Annotated in this window: 16 protein-coding genes and 1 other RNA gene; 7 read left to right on the top strand and 10 right to left on the bottom strand. The window is 40.1% G+C overall.

Annotated features, from left to right (window positions below; genetic code table 11):
• On the top strand, positions 1-2,098 hold a 2,098-nt coding region (locus tag Q0X72_RS08565; protein ID WP_297764091.1), incomplete at its 5' end, for a RecQ family ATP-dependent DNA helicase.
• Positions 2,099-2,146: 48 nt separating this feature from the next.
• Here Q0X72_RS08565 and Q0X72_RS08570 read toward each other — a convergent pair.
• From Q0X72_RS08570 to Q0X72_RS08580, 3 genes are read right to left on the bottom strand one after another with little or no spacing between them, the layout of a single operon-like run.
• Positions 2,147-2,455, bottom strand: a complete 309-nt coding sequence (locus tag Q0X72_RS08570) for a CCC motif membrane protein (RefSeq protein ID WP_297764094.1) — start codon at positions 2,453-2,455, stop codon at positions 2,147-2,149.
• A gap of 18 nt (positions 2,456-2,473) precedes the next feature.
• The gene (locus tag Q0X72_RS08575) at positions 2,474-2,806 is read right to left on the bottom strand and encodes a CCC motif membrane protein (RefSeq protein WP_297764096.1); all 333 of its coding nucleotides are present in this window, start codon (positions 2,804-2,806) and stop codon (positions 2,474-2,476) included.
• A 14-nt stretch (positions 2,807-2,820) separates the two neighbouring features.
• Positions 2,821-3,081 carry a DUF2752 domain-containing protein gene (locus Q0X72_RS08580; protein WP_297764123.1) on the bottom strand — a complete coding sequence of 87 codons (261 nt, stop codon included), beginning with the start codon at positions 3,079-3,081 and terminating at the stop codon, positions 2,821-2,823.
• Between the two features lie 157 nt (positions 3,082-3,238).
• Between Q0X72_RS08580 and Q0X72_RS08585 the strand changes: the two genes are divergently transcribed.
• Entirely contained in the window at positions 3,239-3,787 is a 549-nt protein-coding gene (locus Q0X72_RS08585; protein ID WP_297764098.1) for a Smr/MutS family protein, read from the top strand.
• A 9-nt stretch (positions 3,788-3,796) separates the two neighbouring features.
• Here the strand turns inward: Q0X72_RS08585 and Q0X72_RS08590 are convergent, their stop codons facing one another.
• On the bottom strand, positions 3,797-4,303 hold the full coding sequence (locus Q0X72_RS08590) for a hypothetical protein (protein WP_297764101.1): 507 nt from the start codon (positions 4,301-4,303) through the stop codon (positions 3,797-3,799).
• A gap of 114 nt (positions 4,304-4,417) precedes the next feature.
• Here Q0X72_RS08590 and Q0X72_RS08595 point away from each other — a divergent pair, with 114 nt between their 5' ends.
• Positions 4,418-5,587, top strand: a complete 1,170-nt coding sequence (locus Q0X72_RS08595; protein WP_297764125.1) for a cysteine desulfurase family protein — start codon at positions 4,418-4,420, stop codon at positions 5,585-5,587.
• Here the strand turns inward: Q0X72_RS08595 and Q0X72_RS08600 are convergent.
• From Q0X72_RS08600 to Q0X72_RS08610, 3 genes are read right to left on the bottom strand one after another with little or no spacing between them, the layout of a single operon-like run.
• Complete coding sequence (locus tag Q0X72_RS08600; RefSeq protein WP_297764103.1) at positions 5,584-6,216, bottom strand: hypothetical protein; 633 nt, start codon at positions 6,214-6,216, stop codon at positions 5,584-5,586. The two genes, Q0X72_RS08595 and Q0X72_RS08600, sit on opposite strands and share 4 nt — an antisense overlap.
• A 13-nt stretch (positions 6,217-6,229) precedes the next feature.
• Positions 6,230-8,749 carry a TonB-dependent receptor gene (locus Q0X72_RS08605; protein ID WP_297764106.1) on the bottom strand — a complete coding sequence of 840 codons (2,520 nt, stop codon included), beginning with the start codon at positions 8,747-8,749 and terminating at the stop codon, positions 6,230-6,232.
• Complete coding sequence (locus Q0X72_RS08610) at positions 8,703-10,394, bottom strand: M23 family metallopeptidase (protein WP_297764108.1); 1,692 nt, start codon at positions 10,392-10,394, stop codon at positions 8,703-8,705. Before Q0X72_RS08610 ends, Q0X72_RS08605 begins: the two co-directional genes overlap by 47 nt.
• A 215-nt stretch (positions 10,395-10,609) precedes the next feature.
• Between Q0X72_RS08610 and Q0X72_RS08615 the strand changes: the two genes are divergently transcribed.
• The 4 genes from Q0X72_RS08615 to rny all read left to right on the top strand — a co-directional run bounded on the left by Q0X72_RS08615 (position 10,610) and on the right by rny (position 13,105).
• Complete coding sequence (locus tag Q0X72_RS08615) at positions 10,610-10,900, top strand: hypothetical protein (protein WP_297764111.1); 291 nt, start codon at positions 10,610-10,612, stop codon at positions 10,898-10,900.
• A gap of 12 nt (positions 10,901-10,912) precedes the next feature.
• Positions 10,913-11,209, top strand: coding sequence for a cell division protein ZapA (locus tag Q0X72_RS08620; protein ID WP_297764113.1), 297 nt, complete (start codon positions 10,913-10,915; stop codon positions 11,207-11,209).
• A gap of 54 nt (positions 11,210-11,263) precedes the next feature.
• Positions 11,264-11,371, top strand: a non-coding RNA gene (ssrS, locus tag Q0X72_RS08625) — 6S RNA.
• Positions 11,372-11,536: 165 nt separating this feature from the next.
• Positions 11,537-13,105, top strand: a complete 1,569-nt coding sequence (gene rny / locus Q0X72_RS08630) for a ribonuclease Y (protein ID WP_297764116.1) — start codon at positions 11,537-11,539, stop codon at positions 13,103-13,105.
• Positions 13,106-13,275: 170 nt separating this feature from the next.
• Here rny and Q0X72_RS08635 read toward each other — a convergent pair whose 3' ends face one another.
• From Q0X72_RS08635 to Q0X72_RS08645, 3 genes are all read right to left on the bottom strand, one after another.
• On the bottom strand, positions 13,276-14,727 hold the full coding sequence (locus Q0X72_RS08635) for a vanadium-dependent haloperoxidase (RefSeq protein WP_297764118.1): 1,452 nt from the start codon (positions 14,725-14,727) through the stop codon (positions 13,276-13,278).
• 81 nt (positions 14,728-14,808) lie between these two features.
• A complete protein-coding gene (locus Q0X72_RS08640; RefSeq protein WP_297764120.1) occupies positions 14,809-15,975 on the bottom strand; it encodes an MFS transporter in 1,167 nt (388 codons plus the stop codon).
• 43 nt (positions 15,976-16,018) lie between these two features.
• Positions 16,019-16,486: a hypothetical protein gene (locus tag Q0X72_RS08645; protein ID WP_297764122.1), complete on the bottom strand. Its 468-nt coding sequence runs from the start codon at positions 16,484-16,486 to the stop codon at positions 16,019-16,021.
• Between the last annotated feature and the right edge of the window lie 135 nt (positions 16,487-16,621).

Genomic DNA, 16,621 nt, shown 5'->3' on the forward strand with positions numbered 1-16,621 from the left:
TAACAACACTTTTGTAATAATGCCCACAGGCGGCGGTAAATCACTGTGCTATCAACTTCCTGCACTTATGAAGGAGGGCACGGCCATCGTAGTTTCTCCTTTGATCGCCCTCATGAAAAACCAGGTAGATGCTCTTCGGGGTATTTCTTCCAACCATGGAGTTGCTCATGTGCTTAATTCATCACTTAACAAAACGGAGGTTAAACAGGTAAAACAGGATATTTCCGATGGGATCACCAAATTATTGTACGTTGCCCCGGAATCCCTAACAAAAGAGGATTACATTCAATTTTTACAATCGGTTCCCCTTTCGTTTGTGGCTATCGATGAAGCTCATTGTATCTCTGAATGGGGACACGATTTCCGACCCGAATACAGAAATTTAAGGTCTATCATCAATAGATTAGGAGATAATATCCCTATCGTTGGTCTAACGGCCACTGCTACCCCAAAAGTTCAGGAAGACATTGTAAAAAATCTGGGTATCACGGATGCCAAATTATTTAAAGCATCATTCAACAGGCCTAATTTGTTCTATGAGGTACGGCCAAAGACCAAGAATGTAGAGGCGGACATTATTCGATTTGTGAAAAAAAATACTGGCAAATCCGGAATAGTCTATTGCCTGAGCCGCAAAAAGGTTCAAGAACTGGCACAAGTACTCCAGGTAAATGGTGTAAGTGCAGTGCCTTATCACGCAGGTTTTGACGGGAAGACCAGATCTAAGTATCAAGACATGTTCTTAATGGAAGATGTTGATGTGGTAGTGGCTACCATTGCTTTTGGAATGGGTATTGACAAACCCGATGTCCGTTTTGTGATCCATCATGATATTCCCAAAAGTATAGAGAGTTATTATCAGGAAACAGGCAGGGCCGGCAGGGATGGAGGAGAAGGACATTGTCTTGCGTTCTACTCCTATAAAGATGTTGAGAAGCTGGAAAAATTCATGTCAGGGAAACCTGTGGCAGAACAGGAGATCGGTAATGCATTATTACAAGAGATCGTTGCTTATGCGGAGACCTCCATTTCTAGAAGAAAATTCATTTTACATTATTTTGGAGAAGAGTTCGATGAGGTAGATGGCGACGGAGCAGGTATGGATGACAATGCCAGGAACCCGAAAGAGAAAGAAGAGGCCATGAACAACGTGGTTAAATTGATCTCGGCCGTACAGGGAACCAATGAAAAATTTAAGTCCAAGGAAATAGTAAAAACCTTGATAGGTGCTACAAATGCCCTAATAGCCTCCCATAAGACCGATGAGAAGGAGTTCTTTGGATCTGGGGCAGATAGACCTAAAGAGTATTGGATGGCCCTTATACGGCAAGCTCTGGTGGCCGGCCTTCTAAAAAAAGAAATTGAGCAGTATGGCATTCTTCATGTGACGGAAGCTGGAGAAACCTTCTTAAAGCAGCCAACTTCATTTATGATGACCAAAGACCATGTCTACAGTGCAGAGATGAATGACGCTATCGTTTCTGCGGCCAAAAGATCGGGAGGTGTGGCGGACGAGCGACTTTTAAAACTCCTAAAAGATCTGAGAAAAAGAGAAGCAAAAAATCTGGACGTTCCACCTTTCGTGGTTTTTCAGGATCCTTCTCTAGAAGATATGGCTTTAAAATATCCGGTAAGTATGGAAGAGATGATCACCATACATGGAGTAGGGGAAGGGAAAGCTAAAAAATATGGCACTCCATTTCTAAAAATGATCCATTCTTATGTGGAAGAAAATGATATAATCAGGCCAGACGACCTTGTAGTAAAAAGCACCGGAGCCAATTCCGGATTAAAATTGTACATCATTCAGAATGTAGATCGAAAATTACCACTAGATGATATTGCTGCCGCCAAGGGGCTGGAAATAAATGAGCTGGTAAAGGAAATGGAACAGATAGTTTTTAGCGGTACCAAGCTAAACATTGGATATTGGATCGATGAGATCCTGGATGAAGATCAGCAAGATGAAATTCACGACTATTTCTTAGATGCTGAAACTGATGATATAGAAGAAGCCTTAAAGGAATTCGATGGCGATTATGAAGATGAGGAACTTAGACTATATCGTCTAAAATTTATGAGCGAGGTAGCTAATTAATCAATAAAAGCAAATAAAAAAACCCCGAATTCTCGGGGTTTTATATTTTTAGAAGTCATTAAATTCTCCTGCTGTAATTAGAGCAACAATGGCCCCAAAGTATAGGATTACAAATAGCAAATAACACAAGGCCAGTGCCAGGCCAACATATGAAAGTACTCTGCCTGTTTTTACATTCTCATAGCCCGTGTACATACCCGGGTTTTCATTGTAAAGTCGTTCTGCTTTTCCTGCACTATTAAGCCCTATGATGGTAAAAATTATTCCAAAAGGCCCGCAGCAAAGCAAGGTCAATACTACCGATAAGATTCCCATAGTAAGGGCGTTACTGGCCCCGGGGAGTGATTGTTGGTTCATATGGTTTGTTATTTAGGTTTATTCTTCAAGTCCGAATTGCTCCATCATTTCCTGTGATCTGCGCATGGCCTCTTCCCATCCACCCATGGCCCATAGCTGGTAAATATTGAATAGCAAGTACAATACCCCCAATACCAGACCAATGATCACAAGGATCTTGGCAGTTTTCAATTGACTTTGATTGGAATACAGCTCAGGATTTTCCATCAAGGTCTTTTCATCCTTTTTTACAAGAATAAGACCAATACCAGACATGATGATGGCCGGAATCCCCCAAATACAGCAGCACAGGTATGAAAGAATGGCAAGAACTATAACTATTGTAACATTGGGTAATTTTTGTTGTTCCATAAGGGTTAGATTGGTTATACTATTTTTAAAAAGAAATTAATTAGGATCGAAAGAACACTTAATATCATCAGGCTGATGATAATTTTGTTGACGTATTTAATTTTAAAGAATTGATCTAGCAACAAGAACCCGAACAGTCCCAAAATTGGATAAATAGCCGGATACATTTGAAATGCAGCAAAAAACTCTCCCTGAAATAACAAATAGACAGATCGTTGAATTCCACATCCCGGACAATCCATCCCCAGTACCTGCTTACTTAAACAAGGCAGCATATAGTCTTTCGCAACAAGGAAAAATAAAGCCAGATTCACCGAATGTTTATTAAGGTTCTTTAACCGAAAAATACCATTATTTTTAGGGAATGAAAATTAATTCGACTTTTTATTTTTAATTGTCACGACCATTTTAAATTCTAATCTTGCACGCATAATGAGAAAAATTGAAGTAGGAGACAAAGTTCAGATCCTAGATGATACTATGGTGGGAACTGTCAAGAAAGTAGTTGGATCAACTATCACTATTATCTCATCAGACGGTTTTGAACTGGAGTTTGACCAATCGGAGTTATTGCTTGATAAAGGACATGGGGCAATAAAGGTGAGCAACTTTGAAGTGGCACAGGTAAAGAGCCAGAAGGACAAACCGAAAAAGAAAACTCCTGCAAAAGTAAAAGCAAAAGATCGCAACATCCCGAAGATGGAAGTGGACCTGCACATTCATCATTTAGTGCCTACTACCAGGGGGATGAGTAATTTTGATATGTTGAATGTACAGTTAGAAACCGCTAAGAGACAACTAGAATTTGCCATCAGTAAGCGTATACAGAAAGTGGTCTTTATTCACGGAGTTGGTGAGGGCGTTTTAAAGGAAGAATTGTTTTATCTGTTCAGGAAATATCCAAATATCACCCATTACGACGCAGACTTCCAGAAATATGGTCTGGGGGCTACAGAGATCTATATTTATCAAAATCCCTAAACTGCCAAACTACTGTTGAGTGGTAATGGTACCAAATTCATTGATACTGATATCGGTAATGCGCTCGCCCTGTTCATTGATAAGGGTAACATTTCTAAGGAGGATGGTATGTTCAAATTTTGTGGTGTCTGTTGGATTTTGACTTGTATTAACCAAAACCTCCCCACTTGTAGCCTCTATTTCTTCAAGTACGCTTGGCGAAGTTAACGGGATGGCATCACAGAAGTAGTTGTTACTCACAGTGCCCGTAAATAAGCGATAAATTAGATTACTTTGCCCTGGTATTGTGCTTACAATAGTATCTTGGGACACTTCATTCTGGAGGAGTCCGCTTTGTAATTCCAGGATCAGGGCCTCTTCTCCGTTAATTTTAAAAAACACGGTACTTGCTGTAGTGATGGTAGACTCACATGTCTGAATGGAAACACTGTCAAAATCAATGGACTCTATTTGAAGATCTCCATCATTGCAGGCCAAAAAAACTACAAATAGTGGCAGGAAAAAGAATCGTTTCATGCTTCAAAGTTACAGTAAAATAGAAGTAAAAACCTATACCTTTGTCTCCATTTTTAAAAGATTTTACGTTTATTTCCTTTATTTTTGAATACATATCACAATGAATAAATGAACATTAAACAGGTATATTTCGATAATGCGGCAACAACTCGGGTAAGAGAAGAAGTAATCGAGAAAATGCAAGATGCTCTTGCTAATTGTTACGGAAATCCTTCCTCAACCCACGGTTTTGGAAGATCGGCTAAAACCGCCATAGAGACTGCAAGAAAAACCATAGCGAAATATATGAATGCTCATCCTTCTGAGATCATTTTTACCTCGGGCGGTACAGAGGCAGATAATATGATCTTAAGATGTTCGGTTCGAGATTTAGGAGTTAATACCATTATCACTTCTAAAATTGAACACCATGCTGTCTTGCATACCGCAGAGGAACTGGCGGAAGATCAGAATGTTAATGTACAGTATGTAAAACTCAATGCAGAGGGTAATCCGGATCTAGATCATCTCAAGCAACTTCTGCAAGAACAAAAGGGGAAGAAACTGGTAAGTCTTATGCATGTAAACAATGAAATTGGCAATATAATTGACATGCAGGCAATTAGTGCTTTATGCCAAGAATATGATGCCTTATTTCATTCAGATACCGTACAATCCATAGGCCACTACCACTGGGATGTGCAGGAAATCCCCATCGATTTCATGACCGCTGCTGCCCATAAATTCCACGGTCCAAAGGGCGTTGGCTTTGCTTATATAAGGAAAAATTCGGGGTTAAAACCAATGATCGTAGGAGGTTCACAAGAACGGGGCTACAGGGCCGGTACAGAACCTTTTCACAATATCGTTGGCCTGGAAGAAGCTTTTATCATGGCGTATGACAATCTGGAGAAAGAGAAACAGTATGTATCCTCTTTAAAGAAACATTTTATCCAAGCCATTAAAAAAGCCTTTCCCGAAGCATCTTTTAATGGCCTGTCTGGGGATATGGACAAAAGTACCTACACTTTGGTCAACGTGCGTTTGCCTATCTCTCAGGAAAAGGCACTTATGTTATTGTTCCATTTGGATATAAAAGGAGTGGCATGCTCTAAAGGCAGTGCTTGCCAGTCTGGCAGTGATGGAGGTTCTCATGTACTATCTGAGATCTTGACCGCAGAGGAACTAAAAAATCCGTCGCTTCGGTTCTCATTCTCCATTTATAATACCAAGGAAGAAATAGACTATGCCGTAAATGAGTTGAAGGAATTTAGCAGGGATGAAAAGGCGCCGGCAATCTCCTAGCGTTCTTTATCATAAGGAAATTTTCGGGTGGCTTTTTTCATCATAGATTCTATGAGATCTGTGGTATTCCTCCCCGATTTTTTATTGATCTCTTTTTCATATTTCCACAACAGTTTCCCGGTATTACCATCACTTACTTTAATACCGATCCTGCCATAGTTGGCATCTCCCAGTATATAATCAATAAAACTAAATTTGGAAGGAATCCCTTCTGAGAGCAAAATATTGAGGTTCATGTTACCACTTACGATCCCATCTACTCCCAAAATTTCACTTAATTCCTTAATTGTATAAGTGTCAATGTTTTCGTAGGTGATACTATTTTGAGCTAAGATGGCATTTGTATTATTGGTGTTTTGAAAATCTACGGAGAACTTTTTTCGCTTCTTACCTCGTCCGAAGTAGGTTTCCAGGGCATCCTGAACGGCATATCCTTCGCGCTCTTCCAGCTTAGTCAGATCTGATTCACCAACTTTTTCCTTAAGTTCAAGATTTGTAAAAAACGGTATGATTGCCAATATTTTATGATTCTCACTGAGACTTTCAAACTTATCACTTTCGTAAATATTCTTTTGAGCTTGCAATGATAACAAGGGGATAAAAAGCAATAAGTAAAAAAAACGTTTCATGTGTATGTGTTCACTAAAATCGTACGCGTAATTTTATATTCAGTATTCGCGAGGTCATAAAATTTGGGACTGCAAACTCATTTTTGCTATCCACATCTCTTACCCAGGTATTTGTAATTGCATTTTGATTATTAAATAAATTGAAAATCTCAAATCCCAGTTGCAATTCTTTACAATGATGTAACCAATGGCCTTCCGGAAAAGATTGATTTTCATCTACAAAAATATGAGAAATTCCCAAATCGGCCCGTTTATAATCCCTTAATCTATTTTGAAAGACATAAGGATCTGAATAACTGGGAGAACCGCCTGGTACTCCGGTGCTATACACCAAATTTAAATACATCTTTAAATTGGGAATGTTAGGAACGTAATCCTGGAACAAGATAGCTGCCTTAAGACGCTGGTCTGTTGGTCTGGAAATATACCCCCTGTTCTCACTGTTTTCCTTTGTTGTTAAGTATCCCAAACTGATCCAGGATTCGGTACCTGGTACAAAGGCGCCATACAATCGAAGATCCAGACCATATACATAGGCCGTTGCATTATTGTTAGCCACATAGCGCAAACGAACGTCGTCTAAGGTATAGGTGTTTATATCCCAAAGGGTTTTGTAATATACCTCACTATGTAAACTAAAAGGTCTGTTCCATAATTGGAAACTGTATTCATTCCCCAAAAGTAGATGATAGGCCTTTTGGGCCTTTACTTCCGGCCTGATAACCCCTTCAAAATCTCTCAATTCTCTGTAGAAAGGAGGTTGTTGATAAAGTCCCGAGCTAAGACGAAAGACTATATCTTTCTCCCAAGCTGGTTTAAAAGCGAATTGTATTCTGGGACTAAGGATGAACTGAGAGTTTTGAGAAAATCCTTCGCCTTTCAGATTCCAGTGCTGAGCTCTAACCCCAAGGTTGTATGAGAATTGATGTTTCCCCAGGCTTATTCGTTTGCTGAGTTGCACATAGCTTGACAATCGTTGGGTTTGGGTGGTATTTCTTGCATTGATATTCTGGTAGGCCACTAAAGGGGCTGCAAAGGGTTCTTCGGGTTGATTATTTATAAACTCATCTCGTGGAGGTCGGATAAAGAACCCTGCCGAATCAATAAATTCAGATTCACGGATCTGATCTCTCACATCTTCATATGTATAACGAAGTCCCCATGTTAACACCGAACTATTTTTTCGATATTCACCTTTGTGAGACAGCGTATGGATAAGCGCATCCAGATCATTACGGGAACGATTGTATTGAGCACCAATACCTCTGGAAGACGTTACTTCTCCCAAATTATTACTACCTAAGTTGGTATCAATTTCCCCTAATTCGTATTGTGCAATAACATCGGAATATTCTTCCTCTGTAGTGTGGTAGAGTGAGGTGATAAAATTTAAGCGCAGATGTTCATTGACAAAATAATCTGCTTTAAGAGCGCCCAAAGCAGTTGCATAGGTATTCTTTTCTTGTCCGAGATAAAAGATCTGTAAGGCTTGCGGGTTGGCGATAGTGCCAAAATTAGTTTGCCGGGTCAGAGGCTGGTTGCTATATTCATTCAGGCCAAGATTTCCCAAAAAATGAAGGTGTATTCTCGAAGAGAACCTATAGGTAAGGTAACTTTGCAGATCTACAAAAACAGGATTAAAATTGCTCTTGGTTTGTTGGCTGTTCACCAAAAGGCTGTTGTTTCGATATCTCAAGCCCGTTACACTGCTAAAGTCCTTATTCCTGGAAATTGTTTCCAAAGTGGTGCTGGCGCCAAGTAAACTTGCTTCTGCCTGAAGCGCAAAACGCACGGGAGTCTTGTAGGTAATGTCTAAAACCGATGAAAGTTTATCTCCGTATTTTGCCTGAAACCCGCCGGGTGAAAAGGATACCTTTTCCACCATATCACTATTTACAAAACTAAAACCTTCCTGTTGTCCCGCACGAATTAGAAATGGCCGATATACTTCTATTTCATTTACGTAGACCAGGTTTTCATCGTAGTTCCCACCGCGGACCCCATATTGTGTGCTAAGCTCGTTATTGGAAAATACACCGGGCAGCAACTTCAATACATTTTCGATACCGGCATTGGCTCCCGGGATCTTTGTCGCCAGATCGGCAGAGAGATTGGTAATTCCTGAAACCGACTTTTCACCGGTTGCAGAAACTTCAACGCTATCTATCTGAATCACACTGGTCTTCATCACTGGGTTGAATGCAAAAACCTGGTTGGTGGTAAGGACAAGTCCTCTTAACTCTACTCTTTCATGTCCCAGATGAGAAAATATGATCGTAATTTCAGTATCTGCCTGCACCTCAAGTAGATAATAGCCAGTTTTATCTGAGATTGTGCCTCCACTTTCTGATGCAATAGCAACATTGGATAATGGCCTGTTTCCCTCATCCAATATGATGCCCGTAATGGTGGCAGACTGCGCTGATAGGAGGTTAGCAGTGCATAAGAAGATAAATAGAAGTAAAATCCCGAAACGGTTCAATAGGCTAATTTCTATAAAAACTACTCGTAAAGGTAGTAGAATTCCCAACATTATCAGTCACTACTACCCGGAGGTCATACTGCTTTTTATCCAGAATTTTATCGTCAAAATTATAGGTAATTGTTCTGCTCTTGGGTTCGTATTCCATCAAGATCCATTCTCCATTCAGTGTGGCCTCATACTTTGCAATTCCGCTTAGGTCATCCCCAATAATCAGGCTCAGATATCTGTAGTTGGTGAGCCACTGCTTTGTTTTAAAGTTCTTTGGCCGTATCAGTGGAGGTACAGTATCCTGAGCAATGGTATAGGTTCCCAGATTCCTGGTACGAGTTGTGAATGTTTCTTCCCGCTTATAGGTCTTTACATAATTTGGCTTGTTATCCTTGTCTAAACGAGCAATAAAAGCTGTCTTCAGGTATTCTTCAGGCAGGTGAGTTGTATTGAACGTTAGGGTGAAATTCTTATGTGCAGGAACGCTGCTATTATGAATGGTGACTGTATCCCCGCGATCTTGAAGATCTATATAAAAGTCTTTATAAAAAGTATTGGCCGGAAAATATACCTTGGCTTTGCCCAGATCAAAATTATTTGGTTTCACGGCAACGATATAGTGATCAGTCTTAACAGGTGTTTTCCTATTTATAAGTGTCTCTCTCATACCTACTATCGGAATTACAAGCCTGGTTAAATTCCCTTTAAGATCACTCATTTCTATTTCCACCGTATAATCAGAACCTTCATCGATCCTGATCTTCCCTTCATTTTTGAGGGTACTATAGATACTTAACTTGTTTCCATCTGATAAAAAGCATCGTTGAATTCTTCTTCTGTATTTAGCAAAGTATTCATAGTCTATTAGAGTATTGATAAGCCTGGTCTCTCCAAAGGAAAATTTCTCAAAATTAAAAGCGGTATAGAGCGTGCCATTTACTTTTTGCTTTAGGGAGTAAAGTCCATTTTGATTCGCAGCCAGATCTTGTCTGTCATAGGCGGCAATCCCAAAACCAATGGAACCTAAAGCCTTCACTTTTTCAGCCAGATATGTTCCATCTGCTTGCCTGCTGATTGGGATCTCAATTCTTTCATTACTTTGATTAACGACCGATTTTTGCGACAGGGGATAGGCATATAGCGCTTGTATGGATGGGTTGGTGGCATCGCGTACTTCTAACCCATACAAAAGGGGATTGGTAGGTTTTTCTGAGATACTGCTTCTGATTTCAAAATGAAGATGTGGTCCGGATGAGCCTCCAGTGTTACCAGTATAGGCTATTAGTGAATCTTTGGTTACTCTAAGTTCACCGTATTCCGGAAACACCTCTATCTCATAGGAACGATTTTGGTATTGTATTTTTTTTACAAAGGCCTCTATTTCCGGACTAAATTTTTGCAAATGGCCATATACGGAAGTATACCCATTTGGATGGGCAATGTATAGTGCTTTTCCATATCCCCAATGGGATATCTTGATCCTGGTAACTGTTCCATCGCCAATGGCAACTACGGGTAATCCTTGTCTTTGTTGGGTCTTGATATCAATTCCGGAATGGAAGTGATTAGAGCGCAACTCACCAAATGTGCCTGCCAGAATAAGCGGAATTTGCAAAGGCGATCTGAAGGCATCTTTTGGATATTGTTCTTGTCCAAATGACAAATTAAACAGTATCAGAAAAATAAGGACAACGAATATTTTCATAAACAATGATTGGCGCGAAATTAATTAATACCAGCTTAACTTTGAAATAAATATAAGGGCAAGGAGTATTTGTTTCAGTAATTGATCTTAGCGGAGTGATAATATGGTTAGAACACTTAAAGTTAAATTTGAGAATGATCAGTAATAATTGGAAAAACTATTGCTAAGTCGTTCTAGGTGTGTTAACTTTGTTATGAACGCATTGATATTTGCCCATGAGCGAATTGGTTGAAATAGTTGATTCTCTTGAAAATAAGATTAGCAAGTTATTACACAAGTTAGAATTGCTCAATCAAGCTAAAGGAAGACTGGAAGATGAATTGGTTCAGCTAAAGACAGACCAAGAAATCACAAAGAACTCCGTAATAGAATGGGAGGAGAAATACGAATCCCTGAAACTGGCAAGTACAATGTTGGGCAGTGAAAAAAATAAAACAGAAGCCAAGCTCAAAATAAATACATTGGTCAGAGAGTTAGATCATTGCATCGCACAGCTCGCTGAATAATGGACTCAAAATATGGCCGAGAAGCTAAAAATAAAGCTATCTATTGCAGACAGGGTATATCCACTGACAATAGACCCAAGTCAGGAAGAAGGCTTGAGAAAAGCAGCTAAGAATATTGAGCAACTCGCCAAAAAATTTGAGCAAAATTATGCCGTTAGAGATAAACAGGATGTACTGGCCATGTGTGCCTTGCAGTTTGCCTCAAAGATTGAACAAGGCGGCTTAGATAAAATGGAAGATACCAAAGATGTTGTGGAGCGTTTAACCGCTCTAGATGAATTGGTAAATGCCAAGCTTAGCTTAAAATAAGTTCTTTAACATATATCAAAGTTATTGCCCACATTGGTATTTAATTTTTGACAAACTCAACATTAATTTTTTTGAAAAGGGTGAGTTTAGATTGTAAAAGCAGGCCTTCTTGTAAAGGATCCTTGAGCAGTCTGTTAGCCCTAAACCTGTTCATAGGAGTTTGTACAAAACTTCCATCAATGTGGGCTTTTTTTATTCCCCGAATTACTGAATTAATACGGGATTGAATAAAACAACCGGTGAAGAATTTATTTTTGAATCGATCAAAAAGAACTCTTCAAAACAAGTGCACAAATGGGCCATGCCCATTATAAATCTAACATACTCATGGATACTACAACAATACTCATCGCAGGGGCCATAGGATTACTTATAGGCTTTGTAATTGCCAAATTCCTTGAAAAGGGGAAGGCTTCCAAAACGCTGGCGAATGCAAAGAAAGAAGCAGCTTTGCTTTTAAAAAATGCTGAAAAAGACGGCGAGAATATAAAGAAAGATAAGATCTTCCAGGCAAAAGAAAAGTTTTTAGAATTAAAAGCGGAACATGAAAAAGTTATTATCAACAAGGATAAGAAAATTTCAGAATCCGAAAAGCGTACCAGGGATAAAGAGTCTCAGGTAAGTAGTGAGCTGGCAAGGAACAAGAAGTTGAATGACCAAATTGAGGGCAAGATCAAAGACCTGGATCATAAGGTAGAATTATATGACAAAAAGCATTCGGAGCTGGAAAAATTGCACAAAAACCAGGTACAGCAATTAGAAGTTATTTCGGGTCTATCCGCAGAAGACGCCACCAATCAACTTTTGGAATCACTGAAGGAGACTGCCAAAAACGAGGCCATGGTCTACATGCAGACTACCCTGGAAGAGGCAAAACTCACTGCTCAGCAGGAGGCAAAGAAAATAGTGATCAATACAATTCAGCGCATTGGAACTGAAGAAGCCGTTGAAAATTGCGTATCAGTATTCAACTTAGAATCTGATGATGTGAAAGGAAGGATCATTGGTCGTGAAGGAAGGAACATTAGAGCTATTGAGGCTGCAACCGGTGTTGAGATCATTGTAGATGATACACCTGAAGCTATTATTCTTTCCTGTTTTGATTCAGTACGCAGGGAAGTAGCCAGGCTATCACTTCACAAGTTGGTAACGGATGGAAGAATTCATCCTGCACGTATAGAAGAGATTGTGCGTAAAACTGAAAAACAGATAGAGCAGGAGATCGTTGAGATTGGGAAAAGAACAGTTATAGACCTTGGTATCCATGGGTTACATCCGGAATTGATCAAGGCGGTAGGGAGAATGAAATATCGCTCCTCCTACGGGCAAAATTTATTGCAGCATTCACGGGAAGTTGCAAAACTCTGTGGGGTTATGGCAGCAGAATTAGGATTGAATCCAAAATTGGCCAAAAGAGCCGGACTCCTTCACGATATAGGAAAAGTACCCAATACCGAGACCGAAGTAGAAATTCCACATGCCATCCTAGGAATGCAGTGGGCGGAGAAATATGGCGAGAAACCAGATGTGTGCAACGCCATTGGGGCTCACCATGATGAGATAGAAATGAAGACACTTATCTCTCCAATTATTCAGGTGTGTGATGCCATTAGCGGCGCCAGACCAGGAGCCAGGAGGCAGGTTCTCGATTCTTACATACAGCGACTCAAAGATCTTGAAGATATCGCGTTCGGATTTGGTGGGGTTCAAAAGGCCTACGCCATTCAGGCAGGAAGAGAGCTCAGGGTTATAGTGGAGAGCGAAAAGGTAAGTGATGAGAAAGCAGCACAATTATCTTTTGAGATCTCACAAAAGATCCAGACAGATATGACGTATCCAGGGCAGGTCAAAGTTACGGTGATCAGGGAAACGCGTTCTGTAAACGTTGCTAAGTAACAGGGCATTAAAATCAGATCATTAAGGCACCTATCTTAGGTAGATTCAGGATTGCCTTTGAGAATCAATCATCAGAAAGGTAAATGACAATGAAGAAATACTTGCCGTTCGTACTTAATTCCTTTCATAAGAATTAGTTCAACTTTACTATACAATCAACTTTAAAGGATTTAATTACCCAGATGTTTTTGGTAAAAGTCCCAAACTTCGTGGGCCACATCGCGACCTAATTTCAATCCGGCAACATTGTCTGCCTGAATATGATACCCGCCCATAACACGAGAGATTCCGGCCATTTCAGCCGTTTCAGTAAACGTTGGAAATTCCAGTACTACAGTATCTCCCAGATTGTCTGGTTCAGTAAGGGCACCTGCGACCAGGCTTATCTTTTCTCCAAAATGGTCACTTCCCGTCCATAATTTTAGCGCTTCACCACAACCTCCGCTAATGGTGCTGTGTCCGGAGACATAGCTGGGAAAAGGAGGACAAAGAAAGGTATCGGGAGAATAAGGCCGCCATTCCTGTCCCTTGATATTTTTCATACCCATACCTTCACCTCCCCAGGCTTCAATAATCTGATCTTTATAATATTCATGAACAAGGGCATAAGGGCGCGCATAGTCATAAAACATCTTGGAATCCCAGGAAGCAATAAACGCATCCATAGCTACTACCTGATTATAGAAATACATCTTCACATCATCATCCAAAATATGCTCATCGCGTCGAGAAACATCTTGCGCAAATTTTAACCAATGACCGGCTTGCTGAACAGATTGAGGTCCGTCTCGCATGAATTCTACCAAAGCCTTATCTTGATCCGTTAGATTAGCCTGTAGGGCAATGACCTCAGCCACCTCTTCTTTTAGTTGTTCACTTCCGATCATAGGAGGTGGGCCCGGTCGAAACTGGTCGCCACTTTTTAATGCTATAGGTTTCACCTTGTCCCAAAAGGGTGTAAGGCATCCCGGGGCGTAAAAACCACCTTTTCCATCTGAAAAATACTTAGGTTGCCAACGATTGGGATCTTCGTTGGAATCGGCAGAATTGACAGGTTCGTAACCTACATAGTTAAAATAGGGTTCCCCATCAGAACCATTTTCTTCCCCATATTGGTTGGCACCATCATTATGACGGGCTTTTATTACTGCCCTAGCGGCCAGATTGCCGATACCTTCCGGTGTTGAAGGATCGAGCGATTCATTTGTTGGGTCGAGACCTAATTCCCGCATAAACTCAGAGAAAATTTCTTTATCAGAAAAGTAGTACTCGCACAAGGTTCTGTAAGCTGCAAAACTGATGGCAATTTCTTTATTATCAAGGGTACGTAATTCATTCGGCATTCTTGGTACTTCAGCCATGTAAACAGGGATGGCTTTTTCATCGAACCTGCTCCATGCATCGAAAACTGCGGTAAAAATAAGTCCCAGATAACGGGAAGTGATAGTGGGTCTTGGAGCAAAGCGTTCGGTGTCCAAAGCAGTCGCTTTTAATGCCATTTCCCCCCATTGATAAGCCACATTGTCAGCGCCCTTTGGTTCCTGGATAGATGATGCATTTTCTTTTGCCCTGCAGCCAACCAATAGGATACAGAGTATTGTCAGTAATGAGAATTTGTACATGATAATAATTGATGAGGTTTATTTTTATTCAGGATATTAATTCCTTATCTAAATTAAAAAATATCTCCTATTTAGCCCGATCTAAGTTGAATTTTTTAGGAGCGTCCAAAGTCCCAAAACAGGACCTATTGCCAGTATGGTGTACATCAAAGTAGGGGAAAAATTAAGCTGGGCGTAATTTAATAACTGTATACTAAAAATAGTGATGGCAAACCCAATGCAATTCACTATGGTGAGGGCAGAACCTTTTAAAACACTATCTGCATTGTTAGCAACCATGGTAGAAAACAAAGGTGAATCTGCTATGACCATCATACCCCAGAATAAGAGTATACCCAGGAAAATTACTTCATAGGAAATATAAAAAAATAAAGGCGAAAACAGGCAACAAAGGCAAGAGAGCAAAAGCGACCAGAATGCTGTTTTTTTAACACCAATTCGTTGTGATAAGAAACCTCCAATGACGCAGCCAATACTTCCAATACCAATGATAAGAAAGGACCATAAAGAAATATTTAGGGTCTTCCCATGCAGATCCTGGTAGGTCTTTAAAAGTACGGGAACAAAAGCCCAGAAAGCATATAGTTCCCACATATGGCCAAAGTAACCTATGGCTGCAGTTTTTAGTTCACGATTCTTGAATATCGAAAATATAGCCATCAGTTTTAATGGGTTTCCCTTATTGCGAAAGGGCCCGTCCGGAACGAATAGAAGAATCAGCAAGCCCCCTGTAAAAGCCAGGCTGCTGGTCGCTACAATAACCCACACCCAATTGCTAAATAAACTACTACTCTTCAACAAATGTGGTAAGGCAGTGCCCAGCACCAAAGCACCTACAAGAAATGAAAGCGATTTTCCAAGACCTTTTTCAAAATAGTCAGCGGCTATTTTCATCCCCACCGGATAAATTCCCGCCAGAAAAAATCCTGTAAGAAATCGTGCAATAAGCAAGCTCCAAAGGGTATTTCCACCCCATAATAAACTTAGGTTAAATATCGCTCCAATTAAGGCTGAAAAAAAGAATACGCGCGAAGGGGAGTAGCGGTCCGCTATGGTGAAGAGAGCAAATAATAAGGTTCCACTAATAAATCCGAACTGCACAGCGGAGGTAAGATGTCCCAGCGCCTGCACACTGAGATCATAATTGGCCCTAAGATCATCTAAAACACCATTCCCTGCAAACCACAAAGAGATACAGCAGAATTGAGAAATAACAATTGTTGCCAGAATCCATTTTGGATTTTTCATAAATACCCAAGAGTTAAGAAGATCTTAAAGAGAATTAATCTAACTAAAGGACCACATTAAGTTGTCGGCCTTCTTCGCCTGCTTTACGGTCCATTTCACTGCCGACTGCAAGACCAATCCCGAGACCTATTGCCATCCCGGCCCCAAGCATCCCATAATTATTGATACCTGCACTAAGCGCAATCCCTATAGGTACTCCAAAAACTACCATTCCCATACCCATCCATAAATTCCGATAATAGTTCTTAGGGACTATCTTTAGTTCTTTTTGCAGGATTTTTAGAATTGAATTTTGAGTCTTTCGCAACAAAGATGATAGTTGCTTGTCTGTATCTGAAATGGCATTTAAGGACTCCATTTTTTCATTTAGAGAAGAAATTATTTCAGGTGCAAGGTCCCTTTTTCTGAGTTCGTCAATCAGTTTCTTAAACCTGGCATATTTCTTTGCTAATTTCTTTTGATCTTGTATTCCTTTTCTGGTGGGAACAGGGTTGATTTTTATACTGGTCATAGTTTAAAGATAACCAATTATTCAAAATGCTTTTATTTAATAGACAATACATATCGCTTTTTTAGAGTAGGCAGAAGTTGTTAGCTGCTCCAACATAAAATGAGCTACATCGGCTCTTGAGATCATGAGTGTTAA

Origin of the sequence: uncultured Muriicola sp., from assembly GCF_947258935.1 — a bacterium.
Taxonomy (GTDB): Bacteria; Bacteroidota; Bacteroidia; order Flavobacteriales; family Flavobacteriaceae; genus Muriicola.